22 protein-coding genes are annotated in these 18,569 nt (G+C 66.1%); 16 read left to right on the forward strand and 6 right to left on the reverse strand.

The genetic code is table 11. The features are described 5' to 3' along the window. Nucleotides 1-52: 52 nt before the first annotated feature. Genes hisB through J7I89_RS14690 form a run of 6 tightly spaced genes read left to right on the forward strand, consistent with a single transcriptional unit; the run spans nt 53 to nt 4,777 of the window. On the forward strand, nt 53-679 hold the full coding sequence (hisB, locus tag J7I89_RS14665) for an imidazoleglycerol-phosphate dehydratase HisB (RefSeq protein WP_214971693.1): 627 nt from the start codon (nt 53-55) through the stop codon (nt 677-679). Continuing rightward, nucleotides 676-1,473 (forward strand): imidazole glycerol phosphate synthase subunit HisH, encoded by a 798-nt coding sequence (hisH, locus tag J7I89_RS14670; RefSeq protein WP_251045351.1) that lies wholly within the window; start codon nt 676-678, stop codon nt 1,471-1,473. The genes hisB and hisH overlap by 4 nt, the downstream gene beginning before the upstream one ends. Next, nucleotides 1,474-1,734, forward strand: coding sequence for a hypothetical protein (locus J7I89_RS14675; protein WP_214971807.1), 261 nt, complete (start codon nt 1,474-1,476; stop codon nt 1,732-1,734). A gap of 9 nt (nt 1,735-1,743) precedes the next feature. Beyond that, nucleotides 1,744-2,490, forward strand: a complete 747-nt coding sequence (gene priA / locus J7I89_RS14680) for a bifunctional 1-(5-phosphoribosyl)-5-((5-phosphoribosylamino)methylideneamino)imidazole-4-carboxamide isomerase/phosphoribosylanthranilate isomerase PriA (protein WP_214971695.1) — start codon at nt 1,744-1,746, stop codon at nt 2,488-2,490. Nucleotides 2,491-2,503: 13 nt separating this feature from the next. Next, the gene (locus J7I89_RS14685; protein ID WP_214971697.1) at nt 2,504-3,415 is read left to right on the forward strand and encodes an SseB family protein; all 912 of its coding nucleotides are present in this window, start codon (nt 2,504-2,506) and stop codon (nt 3,413-3,415) included. Between the two features lie 60 nt (nt 3,416-3,475). Continuing rightward, nucleotides 3,476-4,777 carry an MFS transporter gene (locus tag J7I89_RS14690; RefSeq protein ID WP_214971700.1) on the forward strand — a complete coding sequence of 434 codons (1,302 nt, stop codon included), beginning with the start codon at nt 3,476-3,478 and terminating at the stop codon, nt 4,775-4,777. A 67-nt stretch (nt 4,778-4,844) separates the two neighbouring features. On the opposite strand, the gene J7I89_RS14695 is transcribed toward J7I89_RS14690, so the two are convergent. After that, complete coding sequence (locus tag J7I89_RS14695; protein ID WP_214971703.1) at nt 4,845-5,231, reverse strand: DUF1844 domain-containing protein; 387 nt, start codon at nt 5,229-5,231, stop codon at nt 4,845-4,847. 380 nt (nt 5,232-5,611) lie between these two features. Between J7I89_RS14695 and infC the strand changes: the two genes are divergently transcribed. The 4 genes from infC (at nt 5,612) to J7I89_RS14715 (ending at nt 8,578) form a co-directional block, all read left to right on the forward strand. After that, nucleotides 5,612-6,703, forward strand: coding sequence for a translation initiation factor IF-3 (gene infC / locus J7I89_RS14700; RefSeq protein WP_308159921.1), 1,092 nt, complete (start codon nt 5,612-5,614; stop codon nt 6,701-6,703). Nucleotides 6,704-6,821: 118 nt separating this feature from the next. Beyond that, on the forward strand, nt 6,822-7,016 hold the full coding sequence (rpmI, locus tag J7I89_RS14705) for a 50S ribosomal protein L35 (protein ID WP_009358635.1): 195 nt from the start codon (nt 6,822-6,824) through the stop codon (nt 7,014-7,016). A 118-nt stretch (nt 7,017-7,134) separates the two neighbouring features. Continuing rightward, nucleotides 7,135-7,611 (forward strand): 50S ribosomal protein L20, encoded by a 477-nt coding sequence (gene rplT, locus J7I89_RS14710; RefSeq protein ID WP_214971706.1) that lies wholly within the window; start codon nt 7,135-7,137, stop codon nt 7,609-7,611. A gap of 52 nt (nt 7,612-7,663) precedes the next feature. Beyond that, nucleotides 7,664-8,578, forward strand: coding sequence for an RNA methyltransferase (locus J7I89_RS14715; RefSeq protein ID WP_214971709.1), 915 nt, complete (start codon nt 7,664-7,666; stop codon nt 8,576-8,578). Nucleotides 8,579-8,702: 124 nt separating this feature from the next. Here the strand turns inward: J7I89_RS14715 and J7I89_RS14720 are convergent, their stop codons facing one another. Next, entirely contained in the window at nt 8,703-8,969 is a 267-nt protein-coding gene (locus tag J7I89_RS14720; protein ID WP_214971712.1) for a GlsB/YeaQ/YmgE family stress response membrane protein, read from the reverse strand. A gap of 231 nt (nt 8,970-9,200) precedes the next feature. On the opposite strand from J7I89_RS14720, the gene J7I89_RS14725 reads away from it, so the two are divergent. Next, the gene (locus J7I89_RS14725; protein WP_214971715.1) at nt 9,201-10,154 is read left to right on the forward strand and encodes a cation diffusion facilitator family transporter; all 954 of its coding nucleotides are present in this window, start codon (nt 9,201-9,203) and stop codon (nt 10,152-10,154) included. A 51-nt stretch (nt 10,155-10,205) separates the two neighbouring features. Here the strand turns inward: J7I89_RS14725 and J7I89_RS14730 are convergent, their stop codons facing one another. Next, nucleotides 10,206-11,414 carry an MFS transporter gene (locus tag J7I89_RS14730; protein ID WP_214971717.1) on the reverse strand — a complete coding sequence of 403 codons (1,209 nt, stop codon included), beginning with the start codon at nt 11,412-11,414 and terminating at the stop codon, nt 10,206-10,208. Nucleotides 11,415-11,603: 189 nt separating this feature from the next. On the opposite strand from J7I89_RS14730, the gene J7I89_RS14735 reads away from it, so the two are divergent. Genes J7I89_RS14735 through J7I89_RS14750 form a run of 4 tightly spaced genes read left to right on the forward strand, consistent with a single transcriptional unit; the run spans nt 11,604 to nt 14,570 of the window. Next, nucleotides 11,604-12,062 (forward strand): (deoxy)nucleoside triphosphate pyrophosphohydrolase, encoded by a 459-nt coding sequence (locus J7I89_RS14735; RefSeq protein ID WP_214971719.1) that lies wholly within the window; start codon nt 11,604-11,606, stop codon nt 12,060-12,062. A 44-nt stretch (nt 12,063-12,106) separates the two neighbouring features. Further along, on the forward strand, nt 12,107-13,021 hold the full coding sequence (locus J7I89_RS14740) for an ATP-binding cassette domain-containing protein (protein WP_308159923.1): 915 nt from the start codon (nt 12,107-12,109) through the stop codon (nt 13,019-13,021). Further along, a complete protein-coding gene (locus tag J7I89_RS14745) occupies nt 13,018-13,719 on the forward strand; it encodes a methionine ABC transporter permease (protein WP_214971723.1) in 702 nt (233 codons plus the stop codon). The genes J7I89_RS14740 and J7I89_RS14745 overlap by 4 nt, the downstream gene beginning before the upstream one ends. Nucleotides 13,720-13,766: 47 nt before the next feature. Further along, nucleotides 13,767-14,570 (forward strand): MetQ/NlpA family ABC transporter substrate-binding protein, encoded by an 804-nt coding sequence (locus tag J7I89_RS14750; RefSeq protein WP_214971725.1) that lies wholly within the window; start codon nt 13,767-13,769, stop codon nt 14,568-14,570. Nucleotides 14,571-14,725: 155 nt separating this feature from the next. Here the strand turns inward: J7I89_RS14750 and J7I89_RS14755 are convergent, their stop codons facing one another. The 3 genes from J7I89_RS14755 to J7I89_RS14765 form a co-directional block, all read right to left on the reverse strand. Next, nucleotides 14,726-15,862, reverse strand: coding sequence for an Rv2578c family radical SAM protein (locus tag J7I89_RS14755; RefSeq protein WP_214971728.1), 1,137 nt, complete (start codon nt 15,860-15,862; stop codon nt 14,726-14,728). Nucleotides 15,863-16,046: 184 nt separating this feature from the next. Further along, nucleotides 16,047-16,694 (reverse strand): SIMPL domain-containing protein, encoded by a 648-nt coding sequence (locus tag J7I89_RS14760; protein ID WP_308159924.1) that lies wholly within the window; start codon nt 16,692-16,694, stop codon nt 16,047-16,049. Further along, the gene (locus tag J7I89_RS14765) at nt 16,695-17,222 is read right to left on the reverse strand and encodes a hypothetical protein (protein ID WP_251045352.1); all 528 of its coding nucleotides are present in this window, start codon (nt 17,220-17,222) and stop codon (nt 16,695-16,697) included. Between the two features lie 283 nt (nt 17,223-17,505). Here J7I89_RS14765 and pheS point away from each other — a divergent pair, with 283 nt between their 5' ends. Continuing rightward, a complete protein-coding gene (gene pheS / locus J7I89_RS14770) occupies nt 17,506-18,567 on the forward strand; it encodes a phenylalanine--tRNA ligase subunit alpha (protein WP_214971731.1) in 1,062 nt (353 codons plus the stop codon). Nucleotides 18,568-18,569: the final 2 nt, after the last annotated feature.

Consider the following 18,569-nt stretch of genomic DNA (forward strand, 5'->3'; position numbering starts at 1 on the left):
CGTAGACCAAGCAACGCCTGCACTCTCCTTCGTCAAAAGGACACCTATCACCATGAGCGACACCGGAATCAAGGCTGCCGAGGCCCGGACTGCGCGCCTGGAGCGCACCACCAGCGAATCTTCCGTCCTGGTGGAGATCAACCTCGACGGCACCGGAGTGTCGGATATCAGCACCTCGGTCCCGTTCTACGACCACATGCTGACCGCGCTGTGCAAGCACTCACTCATTGACATGACCGTCAAGGCGACCGGCGACATCCACATCGACGTGCACCATACGGTCGAAGACGTCGCCATTACCTTCGGCGAGGTGCTGCGCACCGCCCTCGGAAACAAAGCAGGCATCCGCCGCTTCGGCGAGGCCACGGTGCCGCTGGACGAAGCCCTTGCGCATGCCGTGGTGGACGTTTCCGGCCGGCCGTACCTGGTGCACGGCGGTGAACCGGCGGGGCAGGAGTACCACCTGATCGGCGGCCACTTCACGGGATCGCTCACCAGGCACGTCTTCGAGGCCATCACGCTGCACGCGGGCATCTGCCTGCACATGAACGTCATCGCCGGCCGCGACCCGCACCACATCGTCGAGGCCCAGTTCAAGGCCTTCGCCAGGGCACTGCGCGCGGCCGTGGAACCGGACCCCCGCGTCGAGGGCATTCCGTCCACCAAGGGTGCACTATGACCGGCAAGGTGTTGCGCGAGGGCGCCATCATCGATCCCTCAGCCACGGTCAAGCCGGCGTCCCCGGAGGGCAAGCCGACTGTCACGGTCCTGGACTACGGCTCCGGCAATGTCCGTTCAGCCGTCCGTGCCCTTGAGCGCGCCGGCGCCGAGGTCATTCTGAGTTCCAAGCCCGAAGACGTCCTCAACGCGGACGGGCTTCTGGTTCCCGGCGTCGGCGCCTTCGAGACCGTGATGCGCGAACTCAAGGCAGTGGACGCCATCCGGATGATCGGTCGCCGGGTAGCCGGCGGCCGTCCCGTCCTGGGCATCTGCGTAGGCCTCCAGGTGCTGTTCGAGGCAGGCGTCGAGCACGGAACCGAAGCCGAGGGCATGGGGGAGTGGCCCGGCAAGGTCGAACTCCTGCCCGCAGACGTTGTTCCGCACATGGGCTGGAACACCGTTAAGGTCCCGGAAGGCTCCAGGCTTTTCGAGGGAGTGGAGTCCGAGCGCTTTTACTTCGTGCACTCCTACGGTGTCCAGAACTGGGACTTCGACGTCGTGCAGCCCCGCATGGCCCCGCCGCTCGTGACATGGTCCGAGCACGGCGCCCCCTTCATCGCCGCCGTCGAGAACGGACCGCTGTGCGCCACCCAGTTCCACCCGGAAAAGTCGGGGGACGCCGGCGCAAGGCTTTTGAAGAACTGGGTGGACGGGCTCCGTGGCCACCACCGGCACGCAACGCCCGCAGCGCACGCAACGCCTGCGGCGGACGCCACGCCGGCTACCCCAGCAGCGACCGCGGCGGACGCCTAGATGTGGTCCATCGTGCTGATGGGCCTGGCCGGCCTGCTGGTCGGCGGCGCACTGTCGTTTCGGCAGCAAAAGAAGCCGCTCTGGACACAGATCGCGTTCTACGTGCTGGCAGGCATGTCGCTTCTGGCCGCGTACCTGCTGACTTTGCCCGGCCATAGCCCGCAGCGGCCGGAATCTCCGGCGGCCCGGTGCCTCACGGAAACAACGGCGCTTCACGGAAACAACAGCGCTTCATGGAAATCAGCGCTACACGAGAACTGAGGACACGAGATGATCAGCCAAACCGAGCTTCCTGTACTGGAACTGCTCCCCGCAGTCGACGTCGTGAACGGCCAGGCTGTCCGCCTGGTGCAAGGTGAAGCCGGCAGCGAGACGAGCTACGGCACTCCGCTGGAGGCTGCCCTCAACTGGCAGGAGCAGGGCGCGGAATGGGTCCACCTGGTGGATCTGGACGCTGCGTTCGGCCGCGGCTCCAATGCCGAGCTCCTGCGTGAAGTCGTGGGCCGGCTGGACATCAAAGTGGAGCTGTCCGGTGGGCTGCGCGACGACGAGTCGCTGGAAAAGGCGCTGGACCTGGGCGTGGCCCGTGTGAATCTCGGCACTGCCGCCCTGGAGAATCCGGACTGGACGGCGCGGGCCATCGAGCGCTTCGGCGACAGGATCGCCGTCGGACTTGATGTCCGCGGCACCACGCTCGCTGGCCGGGGCTGGACCAAGGAAGGCGGCGACCTCTGGGACGTCCTGGGCCGCCTCGAGGAGGCCGGCTGCGCCCGTTACGTGGTCACCGATGTCACCAAGGACGGCACCCTCCAGGGCCCCAACGTAGAACTGCTGCGGAAGATGGTCGAGAAAACCGGCAAGCCCGTGGTGGCTTCCGGCGGCATCTCTAGCCTTGACGACCTCAAGGTCCTCCGCTCGCTGGTTCCGCTCGGCGTCGAGGGTGCGATCGTCGGCAAGGCCCTGTACGCCGGGGCATTCACCCTGCCGGAGGCCCTCGACGTCGCCGGCCGCCGCTAGGCAGCGCCCCCTCATGGCCGAGCACGGACGGACGCCCGACGGCGCGGAGAGCGCGGCGGAGGAACAGCCTCCGGTGCGCCGCCTGCCCGGGCACATCCAGGCTGCCCTTGCGGGTGCCGGCGGCGCAACCGATTCTGCCGGCCAGCCCTGGGCCGGCCGCAGCCTCGACGGTGAGAACGCCAGCATCCACAACTTCGAGGACGACGACGGCACGGCGGACGCAGGTTATCTCGCCGCCGTTTCGGGCCTCCTCACGGCCGACGGCGACGAAGCCGCCGTCGTAGCTTCGCTTGCCACGGCGCGCGTTTTCGTTCCGATTGTGGCCCAGCTGGCTGAGGAAGCCGAAGGCGTGGACGGGCTGCATGCCGACAAGCAGGCGGACATGGCACTCGTGACGCTGAAGGCGCCGGACGGCCGGCTGGCCATGCCGGTGTTCAGCTCGGCCGAAGCCCTGGCCGCGTGGCACCCCGAAGCGAGGCCTGTTGCGGTTTACGCGGCGCGGGCGGCGCTGTCCGCTGTGGCCGAAGGTGCTGAGCTGCTGGTCGTGGATCCGGGATCCGAGGTCACCTTCGTCGTGCGGCGCCCGGCAGTCTGGGCACTGGCTCAGCAGAAGCCGTGGCTTCCTGCCTACCGCGATGCCGAGCTGGCGGGACTCCTGCGGTCCGCCGCGGAAACACGGCCGGCGGTCCGCGGCCTTGAAGTCCTTCCCGGCGGAGGAGTGGCGGCAGCGACCGCTTCAGGGGTCCGGATTGACGGTGGCGGGCCGGGGCCCGAACTGCGCGTCGTGCTCTACCTTGAGGACGGGCTGGATGCCGCCGCGGTCCAGTCCCTCGTTGCCGGCCTCCAGAACGACTGGAGCCGGAATGTATTGTTTGGTGAGCGTGTTGACTCGATCGAAGTCAAGCTAAGGCGCGCCGCGGAGTAACCGGGGGTCCCCAAGTGGTCCGTCCGGCTGCTGCCCGGCGGCGGAACTAAGGACCTACCTGTGAATTTCACCCTGTACCGGGAGCTGCTGGCCATCAGGCCCATCCGGCGGCTCCTGGTCGTCGGCATGATCGCGCGGATACCGCATTCGGCGGCCGGCGTGCTCCTGACCCTGCACATCGTCCTGACCCTGGGAGAGGGCTACGCCGCTGCCGGCGCAGCAGCGGCCGTCATGACCATCGGCATCGCGCTGGGCGCCCCATGGCGGGGGCGGCGCGTGGACACGGCGGGACTCCGGACGGCCCTCATACCGTCTGTCGTGTCCGAGACCGTCATCTGGGCCATCGTGCCGCACGTCTCCTACCAGTGGCTGCTGCCGCTCGTCTTCGTCGGGGGACTGCTCACACTTCCCATTTTCAGCGTCGTCCGCCAATCGCTGGGCGTGCTGGCGGACGGGGACCAGCGCAGGACCGCCTTCGCCCTGGATGCCATCAGCACCGAGGTGGTATTCATGATCGGGCCGGCCGCCGGAGCGATCGTCGCCACGAGCGGTCATTCGGTCCTCGGACTGACGATCGTCGGCGTCTCTACGTCCCTGGCCGGCCTGTTCCTGATGTGGTTCAACCCGCCCACCCGCAGCGCGGACCGCGACGAGGCGTGCGAGGCGGACGAGCAGGAGGCGGCCGAAGTTGCGGTCGTGGCGGCCGCTCCCGCCCACCTCCAGGAAGCCGCTGCCGAGCTCGGTCCCGCAGCCGCCGGCAGCCGCCGCCGGGCGGGCCTTCGACGCAAAGCTGCGCACAACCTCACGTGGTTTACCGCGGCCGTTGCCGCGGTCTTTGCCGTCGCCGCCGGGGCGGGCATGGTGCTGAGCGGCACGGATGTGGGCATCGTGGCAGCACTGGAGACCGGAGGGCAGCAAAGCGAAATCGGGATCGTGTTCCTCTTCTGGTGTGCGGCGTCGGTCCTCGGCGGCCTCGTCTACGGTGCCATGCACCGCCCGGTGTCGCCGATCCTCCTGCTCCTGGGCATGGCGGCCCTGACCATCCCGATGGGGTTCGCCACAGACACGTTGACGCTGAGCCTGCTGTCCCTGCTGCCGGGTCTCCTCTGCGCGCCGGTGCTCTCGGCGGCCTCGGAAAAGGTCGCCGACCTCGTGGACGAGGCGCGCCGGGGCGAGGCGATGGGCTGGTACGGATCGGCGCTCACCGCCGGCGTGGCCCTGGGTGCGCCGCTGGCCGGGGTGTTCATCGACGGCGTCGGGCCGTCGGGCGGGTTCGTCTCGGTGGGCGTCGCCGGCGTTCTGCTGTGCGCCGTCGGACTCACGCTGCAGCGCCGCCGCCGGCAGCGCGCCGCAAGGGCCTAACAGAACTACGGCGGGCCGACCTCCAAAGGTCAGCCCGCCGTCGTCGTGATCTATTCGTGTGCGGGACTTAGTTCACTGCCCCCGTGTACTTTTCACCCGGGCCCTTGCCCGGAGGATCGGGGATGATCGACTCTTCCCGGAAGGCGAGCTGCAGGGAACGGAGACCGTCACGCAACGGTCCCGCGTGCTGGGAACCGATCTCCGGAGCGGCTGCGGTCACGAGGCCGGCGAGGGCCGTGATGAGCTTCCGGGCCTCGTCCAGGTCCTTGAGGTCTTCCGCATTCTCTTCGGCAGCCAGGCCGAGCTTCACGGCTGCGGCGCTCATGAGGTGCACGGCGGCAGTGGTGATGACCTCGATGGCAGGAACCTCGGCGATGTCGCGGACCTGCTGTGAAACATCGGCCTGGTCACCGGGGGCCTGGTAAACGTGTGAATTACTGTCTGGAGTGCTCATACGGTAAGCTTGTCACAGACCGACTGGATGTCGTTATTTTGCCGTGGATGAGACCCACTGCCGCAATGTGCGGTAAGCGGGTATCTTTCTGTAGAATTGATAATCAGTTTGCAAGCGGAGTTCTCTCCCACCCGCGTCAGCCGTTTTCCCGAGTAGTTACGGGAAGCAAGGTTGCCGGGTAAAGGTCGGGCGTTTTCACCGGGCAGGAGCCTGGGAAGCCGCGTGCAGTCCCTGCGGGGCCTGCACATCCGATCCTCGAGGCCTTCGATTGCTCCGGCAATTGGGGGCCTTCTCTATTTTGCCGGTGGAATACCCATCACAAACACAGGAGCTTTAACATTAGCGAGCCAAGAATCAATGAGCGTATCCGCGTCCCAGAGGTGCGGCTGGTCGGCCCTGCCGGCGAACAGGTAGGAATCGTCCGTATTGAGGATGCCCTGCGTCTGGCTGCCGAGTCCGATCTTGATCTCGTTGAAGTTGCACCGCAGGCCAAGCCTCCGGTGTGCAAGCTGATGGACTTCGGCAAGTACAAGTACGAGGCCGCAGTCAAGGCCCGTGAGGCCCGCAAGAACCAGACCAACACGGTTCTGAAGGAAATCCGGTTCCGCCTGAAGATCGACACCCACGACTACGAGACCAAGCGCGGCCACGCCCTGCGCTTCCTCGGAGCCGGGGACAAGGTCAAGGCCATGATCCAGTTCCGTGGCCGCGAACAGCAGCGCCCGGAAATGGGCCTGCGCCTGCTTCAGCGTTTCGCGGAAGATGTCAATGAAGTCGGCGTGGTGGAGTCAAGCCCCCGCATCGACGGCCGCAACATGGTCATGGTGATCGGCCCGCTGAAGAACAAGGCGGAAGCCAAGGCTGAAGCCCGCCGTGCAACGCAGCGCGCTGAAGCCAAGGCCCAGAACGAAGCCAAGGCAGCCGGCCGCATCGACACTTCAGGTGACGATCAGGCACCCCTGACGCAGTCGCTTGCCGACCTTCTGCCGGAAGGCTTCCAGGTTTCCACGGAGGCAACCGTGCAGGACGCCCCGGCAGCAGCCGAAGCGCCCGCTCCGGAAGCCGCCGTCGAAGCGCCCGCTCCGGAAGCCGCCGTCGAAGCGCCTTCGGCTCCCATCGAAGCGGCTCCGGTCGAAGCAGCTCCGGCTGCTGAAGCTCCCGCCGCGGAAGCACCCCAGGCTGCCAAGGAGGCCGAGCCGAAGCGCGAGGCACCCCAGGCGGCTGCACCCAAGGCGGCACCCGCTCCGAAGGCAGCTCCTGTTGCTCCGAAGGCGGCAGCTCCAGTTGCTCCGAAGGCCGCAGCGCCTGCTGCTCCAAAGGCGGCAGAAGCTGAGAAGGCTGCTCCGGCAGCACCCAAGCCTGCAGCTGTTCCTGCTCCGCCGAAGCCGGTGGCCAGGCCGGCCGCGCCGAAGCCCGCTGCGCGCCCCGCGCCGCGGGCCACGCCGAAGCCGTCAGGTAAGAAGACCACTTAGTTCACAACTGCGGAAGGTATCGCCTTCAGGCAGTCAGCAACCAGCATGCCGCCCGCAGGGGCGGCTGCACGAAAGAACTGCGGACATTGTCCGCGGATACGTTAGGAGATCGGTTCCCATGCCGAAGATGAAGACCCACAGTGGTGCTAAGAAGCGCTTCAAGCTGACCGGCAGCGGCAAGCTGCGCCGCCAGCAGGCCAACCGCCGCCACTACCTCGAGCACAAGTCCTCCAGGCTGACCCGCCGCCTCGCCGGCGACAAGATCGTCTTCAAGGGCGACGCCAAGGTCATCCGGAAGATGCTCGGCATCTAGTTTCCAAGCACTCTGACTGACTGCCACCTGGCACCAGTCAACTACCAATAAGCCTTCTCAGGCCGGCCGGGTTACCGGCAGTAGACGCTTGGGATCAGATTTTTGAAGGAGTACGCACGTGGCACGTGTGAAGCGGGCGGTAAACGCCCACAAGAAGCGCCGGGTTATCCTCGAACGCGCCAAAGGTTACCGTGGACAGCGCTCACGCCTGTACCGCAAGGCCAAAGAGCAGCTGCTGCACTCGTTTGTGTACAGCTACGGCGACCGCAAGAAGAAGAAGGGCGACTTCCGTCGCCTGTGGATCCAGCGCATCAACGCTGCATCCCGCGCCAACGGCCTGACTTACAACCGTCTGATCCAGGGCCTGAAGGCCGCTGAGGTCGAGGTTGACCGCCGCATGCTGGCCGAGCTGGCCGTCTCCGACGCCAACGCCTTCGCCGCGCTGGTCAAGGTCGCAAAGGACTCCCTGCCTGCCGACACGTCCGCTCCCGCCGTCAAGGCTGAAGCGGCTGCGGCCCCCAAGGCACAGGCTGCTAAGAAGCCTGCCGCCAAGAAGCCTGCTGCGAAGAAGCCGGCCGCTGACGCTGCCGAGTAGTACAGCAACTGGTGGTTCAAGGACCGGTGGCAACTGCCACTAAGGTTCTTATATGAACGAAACCGGGCGCCCGCAAGACTTTCCACTCTCCAACCCCCGAGCCGATCGGGTGAGGAAGGTGGCACAGCTTGCCGGGCGCCCGGCCCGTTTAAAGCGCCGCGAGTTCCTGGCAGAGGGGCCGCAGGCCGTGCGCGAGGCACTGACGCTGCATCAGAAGCGGGTGGCCGCGGGGGAGCCCGGCATCGTCTATGAGGTCTACGCGAGCGAGTCCTGCCTGGACCGGCATCCGGACCTGGAGACACTCGCGGAGGGCACCACGGCATACCTTGCCACCGACGAAGTGCTCGCCGCGATGGCGGACACCGTCACGCCGCAGGGCATTCTCGCGGTCTGCGCTTTCCTGGACGTGAGCCTTGAGCAAGTAATCGACGCCGGACCGCAGCTGATTGCCGTACTCTGCCAGGTTCGGGACCCCGGAAATGCCGGCACTGTCCTCCGGGCCGCAGACGCCGCCGGTGCTGATGCGGTGGTCCTGACGGACTCAAGCGTGGACATCTACAACCCCAAGGCTGTGCGCTCGACGGCCGGCTCCCTGTTTCACCTGCCTGTGGTGCTGGCCGCCGACGTGGAGGACTTGGTGGCGCAGTGCAGATCCCGCGGCATCGGCGTCCTGGCCGCGGACGGCTACGGCAAGCTCAACCTGGACCGCCTCCAGGACGAGAGCGCTGCGCGGCGGCTCGGAGCCTCAACGGCCGGTTCCGAGTACGCGCTCGAGAGCCCCACTGCCTGGCTCTTCGGCAACGAAGCCCAGGGCCTGTCCGAGGCCGAGCTGGCACTGGCGGACCACCGGGTGGCCGTTCCCGTCTACGGCGCCGCCGAAAGCCTGAACCTGGGAACGGCGGCCACCGTGTGCCTGTACGCCAGTGCCCGTTCCCAACGGCCGATCCAGTCCCAGGAGCCTGCCTAGGCGCCGGTCACCGGATAATCGGCGCCCGGACCTGCAGACAAAAAAGCGGGGATCCACCAACTGGTGGATCCCCGCTTTTCAGGTGCAGCTGGGTCGCCTTCCGGCCGTCCAGCGCCTAGTAGTCTCAGATGGTCTTGTTGCGTCCGGTGATTGCCCCGTAGACACCGGCGACAACCAGGCCGCCGATAATGGCGAGGATCCAGGTGCCGAGGTCGAAGAACGCCAGGTCACCCCTGCCGAAGAGAAGGCTGCCGATCCAGCCACCAACGATGGCGCCCACGACGCCCAATACCAAGCTGGTGACCCAGCCGCCGCCAACCCTGCCGGGCATAACGGCCTTGACAATTGCGCCTACGATCAGGCCGAGAATAATCCAAGCAAGAAAACCCATTGTCTCCTCCTTCATATTCGTCGGGATCGATTAGTGTCAGTCCCGATATGGCTTCAAGCTAACACAGCGCGCGATTATTTGTCAGCACGCTTAGTTTCAACCTTTTCGTAGCGGCGGCACGCCATGTCTGGTGCACCGCCGCGGACCGTACGGGTACGGTATTTACTAGACGGCCCCGGTAGACGGCCGTATCCACTCCCTTGTAATTTCCCCGTGAAGAGGTGAAGCCCCTTGGCTGCAACTGGCGGTACCAAGGCGATTGTCGCGGCTCTGGCTGCAAACCTGACCATCGCTGTCCTGAAGTTCGTCGCATTCATCCTGACCTTGTCGTCCTCCATGCTGGCCGAAGCCATCCACTCGGTGGCCGACTCCGGAAACCAGATCCTCCTGCTGGTTGGTGGAAAACGTGCCCAGAAGGCCGCAAGTGAGGAACACCCCTTTGGCTACGGCCGCGAACGCTACATCTACGCGTTCATCGTCTCGATCGTGCTGTTTAGCGTCGGCGGCCTGTTTGCCCTGTATGAGGCGTGGGAGAAGATCCAGCACCCGCACGCCATTGAAGGCGACTTCTGGTGGGTTCCGCTCGCAGTGCTCGTCGGCGCGATCATTGCCGAGTCTTTCTCTTTCCGGACTGCCATCATCGAATCCAACCACGTCCGCGGTACGCAGACGTGGGTCAAGTTCGTGCGGAACGCCAAGCAGCCTGAGCTGCCGGTGATCCTGCTTGAAGACCTCGGCGCCCTGCTCGGCCTTGTGTTTGCACTGTTCGGCGTAGGCCTGACGCTGATCACGGGAGACGGCATCTGGGATGCCCTCGGCACGGCCATGATCGGCCTGCTGCTCGTAGCCATCGCCGTGGTCCTGGCCCTGGAGACGAAGTCACTGCTGCTCGGCGAATCCGCGACGCGGGACGATGTTGCCAAGATCAGGACAGCAATCGAGTCCGACGGCACGGGCATCATCCACCTCAAGACGCTCCACCTGGGGCCGGAGGAACTGCTCGTGGCCGCCAAGATCACGGTGGGCGCCGCGGAGTCCGGACTGGACATCGCCAGGCTCATTGACGCTGCCGAGGAGCGTATCCGCACGGCCGTGCCGATTGCGAGGGTCATCTATCTTGAGCCTGACGTGCACCGTGCTGAACTGCGCAGCGGACAGGCGTTCGCGGGGGACGCCGGGGCCTGACACCCCGGGGCGAGTGTCCGTCTTTCCGGCCGCTGGCCGCGTAGCCGTTGGTTACGCGGCCAGCGGCTTTTTGCGCTCCAGCATGCCGCTGAGAACTGCGACGCCGAGTCCCAAGACCGCCAGCAATGCCCCCACGAGGGCGGGCGCGACGTAGCCCCAGCCCCAGGCGATCACCAGGCCGCCGAGGAAGGCGCCCAGGGCGTTTGCCACGTTCAAGGCAGCGTGGTTGAGCGAGGACGCCAGCGACGGCGCATCCGGCGAAGCGTCCAGCAAACGGGTCTGCAGCGCCGGGACCAGCATGGAACCGGCGGCTCCCACAACGAAGACCATCACGAATGCCGACCAGGGCCAGTGCACCGCGACGGCGTAAACGACCAAGGCAACCGCGATGGCAGGCAGGACCCGGTAGATGGTTCCCATGACGGATTTATCCGCGATCCGGCCACCCACAATGTTGCCTGCCACCATCCCCAGGCCATAAAGGGCCACAACGAAGGGCAGCAGGGCCGACGGGATGCCGGCCACCGACGTCATCGTGTGGGCGATGTACGTGTAGGTTGCGAAGAACCCGCCGAAACCCACGATGCCGATCATGAGCGCGAGCCAGACCTGCGGGCGCTTGAGCGCCCCCAGTTCCCGGCGGATGCTGGCGTCGGCGTGCACCTTCTGGAAGGGAACGAATCGCCAGATCAGCGCCAGGGTCACCAGCCCGAGAGCTCCCACCAGGACGAAAAGCAGCCGCCAGCCGAAGGTCTGGCCGAGCCACGTGGCGAAGGGTACGCCGATGACGTTGGAAACGGTCAGTCCTGCCATGACCATGGAGATGGCCCAGCCCCGCTTCGTGGGTGCCACGAGTGAGGCCGCTATCACGGCTGCCACACCAAAGAACGCTCCGTGCGGCAGGCCGGCGGCGAACCGCGACACCAGCATGCTGCCGTAATCGGGGGCGATGAAGGACGTCAGGTTGGCGATGCTGAAGAACAGCATGAGGCCCAGGGCCAGATGCTTGCGCGGAAGCTTCGCACCGACGGCGGCCAGCACCGGAGCGCCGATGACAACGCCCAGGGCGTAGGCGGAGATCAGGTGACCGGCCTCCGGCGTGCTGATGCCGAGTCCCAGCTCCACCTCTTTGAGCAGCCCCATCATGGCGAACTCGGTGACTCCGATGCCGAAGCCTCCCATGGCCAGTGCGAGGATGGCCAGTCCGAGGTGGGTGGTGCCGGACTTGGGCTTGCGGGGCGCTTGAACAGTTGTAGTCATGTGCCTTCATTTCGGGAGCGGAAGGTGGCGAACCGCCGCAGCGGACCGGACGGGACCGGCAAAAGCCGGACGGGACCGGCAAAAGGGCGCAACAAATCGTATTTTTTGATCTGAGTTTTCAACGGCGAAGGCGCGGCCGGTATTCCCGCTCTTTCCATTCTGCCCCATGGCGCCCCATAGACTGGGGCCGTGACTGAACTTATCAAGGTGGTGGGCGGCGCCGTCCTCGATTCGCTGGCGGATCCCGGCCGGCTCCTCGTCGCCCGGAGGACAGCACCCCCGCAGTTTGCCGGCATGTGGGAATTTCCCGGCGGCAAGGTGGAGCCGGGCGAGGCCCCTGAAGTCGCGCTGCACCGGGAGCTCCAGGAGGAGCTGGGCATCACTGTCCGGCTAGGCGCCGAGCTGCAGGCTCCGAACGGCGCCGGCTGGCCGCTCAATGAGCGCGCTTCCATGCGCGTGTGGTTCGCGGAGATCGCCGAGGGCGAGCCCCGGCCGCTCGAGGACCATGACGAACTCCGATGGATCAGCCTCCGCGCGTGTGACGAGGCTCTCACGCTGCCGTGGATCCCGGCGGACCTCCCCATTGTCCGGGCGCTGCTGGCAACGCTGGCCGCCCCGGTGCGCGCCGACTCACTTCCTGGAAATTAAGTGGCTCCCTAGCCCGATATTCGTGCGTATTGTTCGGATTTGGGGTGCTCACGCTGACCCTGGAGCGGGGCGAGATATTCGGCGTCGTGGGTCAAAGCGGCGCCGGAAAGAGCACCCTGATCCGCACCATCAACTCGCTGGAACAGCCGGACTCCGGCAGTGTCCATGTTGCAGGCAGGGACATGACGAGCCTAGCGGGCGCGGAGTTGCGGCAAGCACGCCACGACATCGGCATGATCTTCCAGCACTTCAACCTACTGAGCAGCAGGACCGTCAGGGCCAACGTTGAACTCTCGCTGGAGATCACGGGCGCGGGCCGCAGCGAACGCCGTCGGCGCGCCCTGGAGATCCTTGAGCTGGTGGGGCTGCAGGGCAAGGCTGCCGCGTACCCCGCGCAGCTGTCCGGCGGGCAGAAGCAGCGCGTCGGGATCGCCCGCGCGCTGGCGTCCAACCCGACCGTGCTGCTGAGCTACGAAGCCACCTCCGCACTCGACCCCGAAACCACGCGACAGATCCTCGACCTTATCCGCCAGCTCAGCAAGGACCTCGGGCTGACAGTGCTCCTGATCACCCACGAGATGGACGTCGTCAAGCGGATCTGTGATTCCGCGGCTGTCATGAGCGAGGGCCGGATCCTTGAACAGGGGCCGGTGGAGAAACTCCTGACCACCGAAAAGTCGCTGCTCGGACAGGCGCTCTTCCCGCTGGGGGAAATTCCGGAAACATCCGGTTCGGTGGTCGAAATCACGTTCACCGGAATCCCCACCGACCGCCCGGTGATCGCCCAGTTGGCGCGCCAGCATGGCCTCGACGTTGGAATCCTGGGTGCCGCGGTGGAAACCATCCACGGGCGGCAGACCGGACGAACCCGGCTAGAGCTGCCCGGTGACGAGGGGACCGTGGCTGCTGCCGTTGCCGACCTGCGTTCGCAGGGACTTTTTGTGGAGGCAATCAAGTGATCGACCGCAACGACCCCTACTTCTGGGCTGACGTGCTGGACACCATCCTCAAGGGCGCGGGGGAGACGTTCTACACAGTGGGCGTGAGCCTGTTGCTGACAATCGTCTTCGGCCTGGCGGTCGGCGTGCTGCTCGTCACCACGGAGGCGGGCGGCCTGCTCGCCAAGCCGTTCGGAAGCCGGCTCCTCGGAATTGCGCTCAACCGCGTCCTCGATGTCCTGGTGAACATGGGGCGCTCCATCCCCTTCATTATCCTGATGATCCTCCTCATTCCCTTTACCCGCCTGCTGGTGGGATCGTTCATTGGTCCGACGGCGGCCATTGTCCCGCTCACGATCGCCGGCGTTCCCTTCTTTGCCAGGCTCGTCGAAATAGGCATCCGAGAGGTGCCGACGGGCCTCGTTGAAGCCGCCCAGTCGCTGGGCGCCACGCGCTGGACGATCCTCACCAAGGTCCTCGTTGCCGAGGCCGTGCCCGCCCTGGCGCTGGGGCTGTCCACCACCGTCGTGGGGCTCATTGGATACTCGGCGATGGTGGGTGCCGTCGGCGGCGGCGGCCTGGGCGATGTCGCCTTCCGCTACGGCTACCAGCGCTACAGCCCCGAATACATGTTCGGCGTCGTCATCCTGCTGGTCCTGCTCGTCCAGCTGTTCCAGTCCCTGGGGAACTTCGCCGCCCGCAGGCTCTCCCACCGCTGACTTTCTCCCGGTTCATCCCCAACCGCTCCATCTCCGAAAGAAACACCATGATCCGATCGAACATCCTCAAGGCAGCCGCGCTCGGCGCGGCCGCCATCCTCGCCCTGTCCGCCTGCGGAGGCGGAAGCTCATCCGCAGCATCAGAAACAATCAAGGTGGGTGCCCTCGCGGTTCCCGCGGGCGACATGCTCAAGCATGTCCAGCGGGAGCTCGCCCCCAAGGAAGGCCTCACGGTCGAGTACAAGGAATTCAGCGACTACAACACGCCGAACCCGGCCGTCAGCGACGGCGATATCGACGCCAACCTTTTCCAGAACACCACGTTCCTCGCCACGTACAACAAAGCCTCCGGCAAGGACCTGGTGAGCGTCGGCAAGGTGTACTTGCCGCCCATGGCCCTGTACTCCAATGATGTGAAGAGCCTGGACGCCCTTCCGGACGGCGCATCAGTGGCGGTCCCGAACGACCCCACGAACGAGTCCCGCGCGCTGAAGCTGCTGGCGTCCAACGGGCTTATCGAGGTCACCGAGAACCCCATCACGCTCAAGGACATCAAGGCGAACCCAAAGAACCTGAAGTTCACGGAGATTGAGAACGCCAGCCTTCCGCAGGCCCTCAACGACAAGGACGCCGCGATTGTCACGCTTGCTTTCGCCCTTCCGGCCGGCCTCACCGCCGACAAGCAGCTTCTCGTCGAAGGCAAGGACAGCGCCTACTACAACGTGCTCGCCGTCAAGGCTGAAATGAAGGACGACCCCCGCGTGCAGAAGCTCTACAAGATCCTCACGTCGCAGGACATGAAGGACTTCCTCCAGGAGGAGTTCAAGGGCCTGGTCATCCCGGCCAGCTGAATTCGGGCTGGCTGAGTTCGGGCCAGGTGAATTCCGGCCGGCTGAAACTGACCGAGGGCAGGACGGTTGACCGTACTGCCCTTTGTTGTCTGTCCGGAGATGCGTCTATCCGCCTGACTATTGCCGGAGGAAGTGCCGGCCCAAAAATCGTCCGCTCAGAAGAGTGTCGGCTGGGCAGCCGCCGGCGCAGCACCGGCCTGTCCGGTCCTGCCGGCACCGGCCGGGGGCAGGCTGCCGGCAGGGTACTGGGCCTCCTCGTCCCGGGGATCGTCGACGTCGCGGTGGCTGAACCCGTGCGAACCGGAAAAACCATGGCGGGCCTTGAAGTAACGGATCCGGCCGGCGAGCCACTCCCGGTATTCCTTTGAGGCGTAGGAACCCGTGCCGTACAGCCTGCGGTACCGGCCGGCCAGTTCCGGATGGCGGGCGGCGATCCACTGCATGAACCATTCGCGGGTGCCGGGTTTCAAGTAGAGGGCTCCGGCCGTGACTCCGGTGGCGCCGGCGGATGCCAGGGCACCGAACAGGGAGTCCAGGGCTTCGTCGCTATCCGACAGCCAGGGCAGGATCGGCATGGCCATTACGCCGCACGGCAGCCCGGCGTCGCGCAGCCGCGAAACCAGCTTGAGCCGGGCCCGGGGGCCGGGAGTGCCAGGCTCCACAGCCTCCGAGAGCCGCTCGTCCGTCATGGCCAGCGAGATCCCAATGCCCACCGGGACCTGGGCGGCGGCGTGCTTCAGCAGCGGAATGTCGCGGGCCAGCAGGGTCCCTTTTGTCAGGATTGAGAAGGGAGTGCCGGAGTCGGCCAGGGCGCCGATAATTCCTGGCATCAGGCTGTAGCGGCCCTCGGCGCGCTGGTACGGGTCGGTGTTGGTGCCGAGGGCGACCTGGTGCCGGCCCCACGACGGTTTGGCCAGCTCCTTGCGCAGCACTTCGGCAGCGTTGATCTTGACCACCACTTGGCTGTCGAAATCCAGGCCGGCGTCGAAGTCCAGATAGGTGTGGCTCTTGCGGGCGAAGCAGTAGACGCACGCGTGGCTGCAGCCGCGGTAGGGGTTGACGGTCCATTCAAAGGGCATCCGCGAACCGGCGGCCACCTTATTGAGCACCGATTTGGCAGTGACCTCATGGAAGGTGACCCCGGCAAATTCAGGGGTGGAAACGGATCGCACAAGCCCTGCCAGTGGCAGCAGCGGTTCCGCGGCAGGGGCGGCGGTGCCCTTGCCGGTTCCGCCTTGTGCTGCGGGCTGTTCTCCGAGCCTTGGTCTGAGTGCCTGCGCGTCCCATCTCATGGACTCTATTCGAAGGTATGTTCGAATTTAAGTCAAGGTCCGTCGCCGGTGTTTCGCGGTGTCTGCAACCACCTTCTATGCCTTGATGCATGCGCTCACGTCGCGACCCGGCACATCGCTGGCGCAACACTCTGACCTCAGGCTGGCCGCCGGCAGTACCCACTAAGTCAGCACACCCGCCAGGTCAGCCCGTCCGGTGCCGGAGCTCCCACTGCGCCGTGATGGTGACACTCGCGCTGGCCGTGCCAGCTTCCACGGCGACCGCGTCGGTGGCAAATGCGCGCTGCATCTCCGCCATCGGGACGGGGACGGAGGACGCAGGGTGCTCTGAGACGGTGACGACGTCGCCCAGTTCCGCGTTGGCCAGCGCGGCGAACTGCGCAGCCGAGGACGCGGCGTCCTGCCAGGCCGCCTCCCGTGCCGACGCCGTGACGGCCGCCGCATCGGTGAAGCCCAGCTGCAGCCCATCCAGCCTCACGTCGTTGCCTCCCGCCTCCACGGCCGCCGCTATGCTCTCGGATGCGGCCGGCAGGTTCCGGAGGCGCACGCTCAGCACGCTGGACGCCACATAGCCGGTGACTCGCTGGCCCTGGCCCTCCTGCCAGATGACATCGGCACGGACATTCAGTCCGGACGTGCTGATGTCCCTGCTGTTAACCCCATGGCCGCGGAGTGCCGCTGCCACCGCGGCGGTCGCCGTGCCTGCAGCCGAAAAGGCCTCTCCCGCGTTCTCCCGCCGGCACTCCACGCCGATGGAGAGGGTCAGCAGGTCGGGGGCGGCTTCAGCCGTTCCGGTCCCCGTGACCGTGACGGTCCTGGACAACTCACCCACTCAGGCCTCCGTTCCGCCGGGATTGCCCCCGGCAGCCTCGTCGGCGTTGCCGCCGGCAGCTTCGCCGGCATTGCCGCCGGATGTTCTGCCGAACGTTCTGCCGGCCGTCCACCGCGGCCGGCGCCGCCCGCGGTCCACATAGCCGCCGGCCGCAAGCCCGGCCTGGCGTTCAAAGAGATTTTCCGACGCCGGATCCCCGGTCCGCAGCACGGACCAGACTGCGGCAATGAAGTAGAACACGACGAAAGGCACACCCAGGCACCACGCGTACTGGGTGCTGTGCCGTTCCTCATGCCGGAGGAGGACAGGGTTGGCGAGGGCCGCGTCCGGGCCGGCGCGGTAGATGATCACATTGCCCACCGTAAACGCCCCCGCGAAAGGCAGCCTCCACCGGTAACCGGTGGCTATCACCAGGCCGCGCGGACCGCCAACCGTCCTGGTTCCCGCCAGCCCGGCCAGCAGCAGCCCGAGCGGCGTGGAGCCATTCAGCACGTTCGCGAGCTGCCGCAGCCGCTGTCCCGGGGTCATGAGGCCATGCTAGCGTCAGGCCCCTGCGCTCTCCACCGGTCCTGACGCACCGGTGCAGGAACGCGCCGGTGCAGCAGGCGATGCCCCGTTCGGGCAGCCCGGCCGTGTCAATTAGACTGGGAACAGTGCCTGCCGGCCAACAGCCGGCGAGCCTGCCCTTGTCATTGGGTGACGTCATTGGATGACTTCATGCAATGACGTGCCAGTGACGGACGCGCCGCCGGGGAACCGGCACAGCAGCACCGGCCATTGGCATCATCCGACTCGTAGCTAAGAACAGTAGATGACTGAAACTTTGCCGGGCGCTGCCATCCCGAACCCTCTGGATGAAGCCGCCATCGCCGCCGCCGTAGACCAGGCCATCACCGCCATTGCCGGTGCCTCCACGCTCGATGAACTCAAGGCTGTCCGCCTGGCCCACACCGGTGAGAAATCGCCGCTGAGCCTGGCCAACCGGGAGATCGGCGGCCTTCCCAAAGACCAGAAGGCCGCCGCTGGCAAGCTCATGGGTTCCTCCCGCGGACGCGTCAGCAAGGCGCTCGCCGAACGCACCGCCGAGCTCGAGGCAGAAAATGATGCCCGAATCCTGGTCGAGGAAACCGTGGACGTGACGGCCGCCCCGCGCCGCCGCCGCGCCGGAGCCCGCCACCCCCTCTCCACGCTCCAGGACCGCGTTGCGGACATCTTCGTGGGCATGGGCTGGGAAATCGCCGAGGGCCCGGAAGTTGAGTCCGAATGGTTCAACTTCGACGCATTGAACTTCAAGCCGGATCACCCTGCCCGCGAAATGCAGGACACCTTCTTCGTGGAGCCCCCCGAGGCCCACCTCCTGATGCGCACGCACACCTCGCCGGTGCAGGTCCGTTCCATGCTGGAACGCGAGGTGCCGATCTACGTGCTGTGCCCGGGCAAGGTGTTCCGCACCGACGAACTGGACGCCACGCACACCCCGGTGTTCCACCAGTTCGAAGGCCTCGCCATCGATAAGAAGCTCAGCATGGCGGACCTTCGCGGCACGCTGGAGCACTTCGCCCGTCAGATGTTCGGCGACGAGGCCCAGATCCGCCTGCGTCCCAACTACTTCCCGTTCACCGAGCCGTCCGCCGAGCTGGACATCTTCCACCCTGGCGCCAAGGGCGGGCCGCGCTGGATCGAGTGGGGCGGCTGCGGCATGGTCAACCCCAACGTGCTCCGCGCGGCCGGCATCGATCCGGACCTCTACTCAGGTTTTGCCTTCGGCATGGGCATCGAGCGCACGCTCATGTTCCGCAACGAGGTCGGCGACATGCGCGACATGATCGAAGGCGATGTACGTTTCAGCGAGCACTTCGGGATGGAGATCTAACA

The organism is Arthrobacter sp. ISL-5, from assembly GCF_018613835.1.
Lineage (GTDB): Bacteria > Actinomycetota > Actinomycetes > Actinomycetales > Micrococcaceae > Arthrobacter.

Bases quoted from the DNA above. Each gene is read 5' to 3' on its own strand.
- hisB (WP_214971693.1), top strand. From the start codon at position 53: ATGAGCGACACCGGAATCAAGGCTGCCGAGGCCCGGACTGCGCGCCTG.
- hisH (WP_251045351.1), top strand. From the start codon at position 676: ATGACCGGCAAGGTGTTGCGCGAGGGCGCCATCATCGATCCCTCAGCC.
- J7I89_RS14675 (WP_214971807.1), top strand. From the start codon at position 1,474: ATGTGGTCCATCGTGCTGATGGGCCTGGCCGGCCTGCTGGTCGGCGGC.
- priA (WP_214971695.1), top strand. From the start codon at position 1,744: ATGATCAGCCAAACCGAGCTTCCTGTACTGGAACTGCTCCCCGCAGTC.
- J7I89_RS14685 (WP_214971697.1), top strand. From the start codon at position 2,504: ATGGCCGAGCACGGACGGACGCCCGACGGCGCGGAGAGCGCGGCGGAG.
- J7I89_RS14695 (WP_214971703.1), bottom strand. From the start codon at position 5,231: ATGAGCACTCCAGACAGTAATTCACACGTTTACCAGGCCCCCGGTGAC.
- rpmI (WP_009358635.1), top strand. From the start codon at position 6,822: ATGCCGAAGATGAAGACCCACAGTGGTGCTAAGAAGCGCTTCAAGCTG.
- J7I89_RS14715 (WP_214971709.1), top strand. From the start codon at position 7,664: ATGAACGAAACCGGGCGCCCGCAAGACTTTCCACTCTCCAACCCCCGA.
- J7I89_RS14720 (WP_214971712.1), bottom strand. From the start codon at position 8,969: ATGGGTTTTCTTGCTTGGATTATTCTCGGCCTGATCGTAGGCGCAATT.
- J7I89_RS14730 (WP_214971717.1), bottom strand. From the start codon at position 11,414: ATGACTACAACTGTTCAAGCGCCCCGCAAGCCCAAGTCCGGCACCACC.
- J7I89_RS14750 (WP_214971725.1), top strand. From the start codon at position 13,767: ATGATCCGATCGAACATCCTCAAGGCAGCCGCGCTCGGCGCGGCCGCC.
- J7I89_RS14755 (WP_214971728.1), bottom strand. From the start codon at position 15,862: ATGAGATGGGACGCGCAGGCACTCAGACCAAGGCTCGGAGAACAGCCC.
- J7I89_RS14765 (WP_251045352.1), bottom strand. From the start codon at position 17,222: ATGACCCCGGGACAGCGGCTGCGGCAGCTCGCGAACGTGCTGAATGGC.
- pheS (WP_214971731.1), top strand. From the start codon at position 17,506: ATGACTGAAACTTTGCCGGGCGCTGCCATCCCGAACCCTCTGGATGAA.